7 protein-coding genes and 1 pseudogene are annotated in these 4,691 nt (G+C 50.8%); 7 read left to right on the forward strand and 1 reads right to left on the reverse strand.

All coding sequences use genetic code 11. The annotated features are described in order from the left end of the window. The 5 genes and pseudogenes from OXG87_11110 to OXG87_11130 form a co-directional block, all read left to right on the forward strand. A partial coding sequence (locus OXG87_11110) for a hypothetical protein (protein MCY3870098.1) occupies window positions 1-454 on the forward strand: 454 nt, incomplete at its 5' end. Beyond that, a complete protein-coding gene (locus OXG87_11115; protein MCY3870099.1) occupies window positions 455-643 on the forward strand; it encodes a hypothetical protein in 189 nt (62 codons plus the stop codon). It begins immediately after the preceding gene. A 60-nt stretch (window positions 644-703) separates the two neighbouring features. Beyond that, a pseudogene (locus tag OXG87_11120) lies at window positions 704-1,853 on the forward strand (hypothetical protein). Window positions 1,854-2,602: 749 nt separating this feature from the next. Further along, window positions 2,603-2,935 (forward strand): hypothetical protein, encoded by a 333-nt coding sequence (locus OXG87_11125; GenBank protein ID MCY3870100.1) that lies wholly within the window; start codon window positions 2,603-2,605, stop codon window positions 2,933-2,935. 126 nt (window positions 2,936-3,061) lie between these two features. Further along, window positions 3,062-3,256 (forward strand): hypothetical protein, encoded by a 195-nt coding sequence (locus tag OXG87_11130; GenBank protein MCY3870101.1) that lies wholly within the window; start codon window positions 3,062-3,064, stop codon window positions 3,254-3,256. Between the two features lie 289 nt (window positions 3,257-3,545). Here OXG87_11130 and OXG87_11135 read toward each other — a convergent pair whose 3' ends face one another. Further along, window positions 3,546-3,689 (reverse strand): hypothetical protein, encoded by a 144-nt coding sequence (locus OXG87_11135; GenBank protein MCY3870102.1) that lies wholly within the window; start codon window positions 3,687-3,689, stop codon window positions 3,546-3,548. A 273-nt stretch (window positions 3,690-3,962) separates the two neighbouring features. Here OXG87_11135 and OXG87_11140 point away from each other — a divergent pair, with 273 nt between their 5' ends. Then, on the forward strand, window positions 3,963-4,403 hold the full coding sequence (locus tag OXG87_11140) for a transcriptional repressor (GenBank protein MCY3870103.1): 441 nt from the start codon (window positions 3,963-3,965) through the stop codon (window positions 4,401-4,403). A 21-nt stretch (window positions 4,404-4,424) separates the two neighbouring features. After that, the coding region (locus OXG87_11145; GenBank protein MCY3870104.1) for a hypothetical protein at window positions 4,425-4,691 on the forward strand (267 nt) is incomplete at its 3' end.

Here is a 4,691-nt window from a genome sequence, read left to right on the forward strand (position 1 = left end):
CAAGACGGGTGGCGATTCCAAATTCCTTACATATGTGATTGATGAAGATGATCAAGACTACAAAAGACTTCTGCGCGGTGAAAACATATCAAGTTATTCATACGAGTTTGTTGGTGAATACGTACACTATCTGCCGCAACAGATGAGGAAACATCGCCGTACCGCTCGCCCAGGCACTAAGGCAAAATTCGAACAACCGAAAGTTCTAGTACGCGATACGGGCGAGGGGCTTCGCGGAACATTCGAAGATGAAAACTACTATGTGAAGGACGTATTAGTTATCGCAGATAAGGAAAAGAATCCTGCCAGGCTCAAATACCTCACAGGCCTCATCAATTCTACTCTTTTGCGATTCTATTATGAGACCTCTTTTCCCACTTTGCACGTACAACGAAACGAGCTTGCATCTCTGCCAATCCGCACCATCGACTTTGACAACCCCGCCGATGTTTAAATGCACGATGAAATGGTCAAGCTGGTCGATGAGATGCTGGACTTGCACCGGCAGTTCGCCGGCGTGTCGCTGGTTAAGCGCGGTGTGATTGAGCAGAAAATTGAAGCCGCGGACGAGAAGATCGATGACTTGGTGTATCGACTCTACGGGTTGAGCAAGGATGAGCGGGAGATTGTGGAGAGTAGCTGATTTTCTGCTGCTATTGCCTTGGTATCAGAAAGCGTCGCATTCGTATTGACTGGAGGTTCTGTGAAAGGCTTTGAGCACTTGGGTTACTGGTGGCTTCCCGAAGAACCCAACGAGCCCATTAGCGGAATACCTGACAAGGCGATCCCCGGAAAACTGTCGTTCGACCCTAAGACTGGGGGAGTGCTTGAGCTATTGGGCAATCTTGACGTCGAAGATCCCTATGGAATGAATTTGTGGAAAGAGTTTGAAATCATTCAGGGTTTCGTGAGTGGATCAGGAAAGTGTGTCACTTTACAAGGTTGTTATGAGACCTCAACATCTCGGGGAGGGGGGGATTGCGAACACAAAGTTGATCATTGACTACATTTTCACAGGATATGGTTATTGGTTCGACACCGTTAAGGACATGGTATTTGAAAATGTGTCTGCAAAGTACACGTACTTAGACGATTGGATGTCTCAAAACAACTTTGACTTTGAAATGAGGCGTACAGACTATCAGCGTGTGCAGGACTATTGTGTAAGCTATACCACCCCTGAACCCAAAGAAATACCAGTGGACAACGCAATAATTGAAATCTGGTCTGCATCTAGCTGGAAGTCTTCTTTGACAGATGTGTCATTGAAGGATGAATATCTTGTAACTGTAACTCCAGCTGAGCCTTTACGCTTTATCGAGTACCTGACATACATCAATGTCCATTTGCCCAATTTTCTGACACTGGCTACTGGAAATACGAATTTCCCCGTAAACGTATCAGGTCTACTTTCGGAAGATCGTGGCGGGATAAGCATCTATTTTCCAATAACCGGTTTCACGGAAAAAGAGAAACGATTGACTCCGTGGCCGATGTTGTTTGCGTATAACGACGTGAAAGAGGACCTGCCAAGATATTTAGCCAGTTGGATACGAAATTCAGAGAAGTTGAGAGCCACATACGATCTCTACTTCAGAGAGCACTATAGCAGACTCATTGTTCTGGATTCTGAGCTTTTGAGTTTGGCACAGGCGTTAGAGGCCTACCACCGAAATGTTTTCGGAGGCGAATATCTTACCAAAGATGAATATGAATTTATCAGAATTGCGCTTATTGTTGCCATCCCCGATTGCGTCGACAATTCGCTTAGAGATGCTCTCGAAGGCATGCTCAAATACGGGAATCATTATTCATTTCGGACGCGGCTCAAAAGAATTCTTGAGATGTCTTAGCAGAGCAGAGCGATGATATACAGAAATTAGCCGGCAATCCACGAGACTTTATTCACAGATTGGTCGAAACCAGAAACTACTTCACGCATCGCGATGGAGAACGCAATAGTGACGTGCTAAAGGATGATGAACTTTATGAATTTACCCGCAAAATGCGGATGCTCTTGCAAATCTGCTTCCTCAAAGAAATGGAGTTTCCTCCTAACGAAATCACACGACTACTGAATGGAAATCAAGAGTATCAACACCTGACAAAGGACAAGTCAGCATAATTGCCTTTGTGGTGAAAAGATCTCTATGCCGCTCAACCAAATTACCGCAATCAAAGTGGCCCTGTCATCGTATCAGCAGATCAGCCCGATTACCGTAATCAAAGCGCCTCTGTAACAGCAAAGGTCAATCCTAGCTTCCGGCGAAACTCAGCAGAGGGCATCTGCGGGCTTTTGGTCATCGCTTGTCGGAATGTTGGCTTCGTCTCGCTCTTGGGCCCAGCGCTTCGCGTCTTCGAGAAATGTATCTGGATTGAAGGGAGTTCCTTCACCGTTTTTTGCTCGTTCTAGCGACCGGCGGCATCTGGCCTGGAATTCCGCCAGGTCGCGCTTGCGCTTCTCATCGTAAGTCGCTACTCCGTTCAGCCATTCTCGAACCGAAACGTTGGCGGCTTGTGCTCTTTGCCCAGCCAACTCCCAATCTTCCTCCTACGTTACGTTCGTTTGCATGTGCGATCCTCTGGCGTCTTCCTGCGACAGGTGACCATCATACCCGATTTCGCAATAGAATCTGTGTTCGTTGTGCAGGAAACATTATCGGTTGCTTATTCCAAGTATGCAGCCTGGGCGGCGAGAAACGGTTTATCGGCTGGCAAGGCCCGGGCCCTTCCGAGTACGGAAGACATATCGCGCGCGGTTGTCCGGTTGACTGCGGAGGAGCGCCAGCAGTTGAGCGATTTTCTCGATCGCCTTCTCGAGAAGTCGTCCGTGTCAAGCCCTGAAGAAATAACGCAGAGCCTGAACGCGGCCTTTGATGCGCTGGGAGAAGGTCTTGGCCCAGCGAAGCTTGAAGACACGGCAGCGTCGCGATGAAAAGGGGCGATGGCGGGCCTGTGGACGGAATCCTCAAGCCGCGTTAATCGACCTATAATCCCGCACGCACGAATTGCCCGTATGGTAATAGTATGAGCAAGATGCGATCGGGCTGGTGCGTTTCTCATGAAACTGAAGAACGATATTCAACCTGCTGAAGGCGAGCCTGACACAGAGATAATCAGCAAGCTGGGGACGATATTCGACAAGCGCTTCAAGTTGGAAGTTGGGCTGGCGACCTTGAACGAACGGGCCAGTTGCATCAATGGCAAGGCAGACAGGGTTCATCGGCGCTTGGACCGCCTCGAACGGTGGCCCTAAGCCAAGAGAGACCATTGAGACAGACGAAGAATTAGCGAGCCGCACTGGCCAAGAAAAATCACGGCGCCCAGAACGCTCCACCGGATGGGCGCTAAACGAGTATAAAAGCCGTCTGCTGGCGACAAAAGTTTTACCGCTTTTCCGCGCCTCGCATCAACTGAGTCCGCGCGCTTGCAAACGAATCTCCGAAACTGCGCTGCCTTCTGCTATCCAAACGAGAAACGGGCGGATCGGCGACCAGCCCATCTTTTCGAGCGATAGCAGCGTTTACGCGGCGCCCGGGACAGAATCAGGGAGAGGTCCCCGGCTCGATGTAATTTGTGCCGTGCGTCTGATACACCGGTGGATAGATCTCCGCTGCGTCCAGCGCATTCTGGTCTTGTTCGAAGTATTGCACCATGGTCACGATGTGGTCCGGCCATTGATGCCACATGTAGGCGGATACGCCTTCAGGCAAGTCGGGATTGTGGCTGCCGCAATTCTCAATCGTGACGGGGAAGGCGCCTCCGTCCAGCGCATTAGCGATTAACGGGAATGCAAGCGTCAAGAGCAGCGCACATGCATTAGAAGTTTTTTTATGGATTTGTCTCCTACATTCATCCTGAACTCGTTTCAAATTTCCCGTTGCCAATCTTATTGATACATAGTATCAATAAGTGCATAAATGATACGTAGTATCAATAAGAAGCGCAAGATTGGATGTCTCATGCTCAGCAAAGCGATCAATCCCGAAGACTGGCTGGCCGCGCTCGTCGAGAGCGGCTCCCGTGTGACAAGCGTTCAAGAGACGCTGATTGAAATCTTCTCGCGCAGCGAGTATCCGCTCAGCGCCGAGCAGGCTTGGGATCTCGCCCGCCAGTCGCGCCCGAAAACTGGCCGAGCGACGGTCTACCGCATGGTCGAGAAGCTCGAGAACCTGGGCTTAATACGCCGCGTTCATGGTTATCAGGGATGCAGTCACTTCGTACCAACCCTGCCTGAGCTCATGATGCTGTTCATCTGTCTGGACTGCGGACGCGCGGATTATCTCGACAGGCAACCCCTGGACGATCTGATTCAGCAAAGCCAGCACACCAGCGGGCACCAAATCACCGACAGTCGATTGCAACTCTTCGGCGCCTGCGCGGACTGTAAGCAAAACGCTTGATAATTCAGGAGGAAGAACACGATGAATTTGCCAGTCGACTGGGGAACATTATGGCTGGGCGGCTTTTGCCCTGTGGGGGCGCTGGGTGGTTTGCCGGTGCGCGGCGCGGATTATGCCGCCCATCCACCGCTGGATGATTTGCTGATCCCGTTCTCTGACACAACGTTACACACCGATGTGACGCTTGAGTTCGCCGAACAGGCATGGTCGGAGCGACTGGGCGGCGCAATGGTTGTGCTGGCGCGCGATGCCTACCGCGCTCGCCGCTTGCTGCATCAGGCGGCGGGG

Source organism: Gemmatimonadota bacterium (genome assembly GCA_026706845.1).
Classification (GTDB): Bacteria; Latescibacterota; UBA2968; order UBA2968; family UBA2968; genus VXRD01.

Excerpts from the sequence above, each read along its gene's own strand:
- OXG87_11115 (MCY3870099.1), top strand. The coding sequence starts at position 455 with ATGCACGATGAAATGGTCAAGCTGGTCGATGAGATGCTGGACTTGCAC.
- OXG87_11130 (MCY3870101.1), top strand. The coding sequence starts at position 3,062 with ATGAAACTGAAGAACGATATTCAACCTGCTGAAGGCGAGCCTGACACA.
- OXG87_11135 (MCY3870102.1), bottom strand. The coding sequence starts at position 3,689 with ATGTGGCATCAATGGCCGGACCACATCGTGACCATGGTGCAATACTTC.
- OXG87_11140 (MCY3870103.1), top strand. The coding sequence starts at position 3,963 with ATGCTCAGCAAAGCGATCAATCCCGAAGACTGGCTGGCCGCGCTCGTC.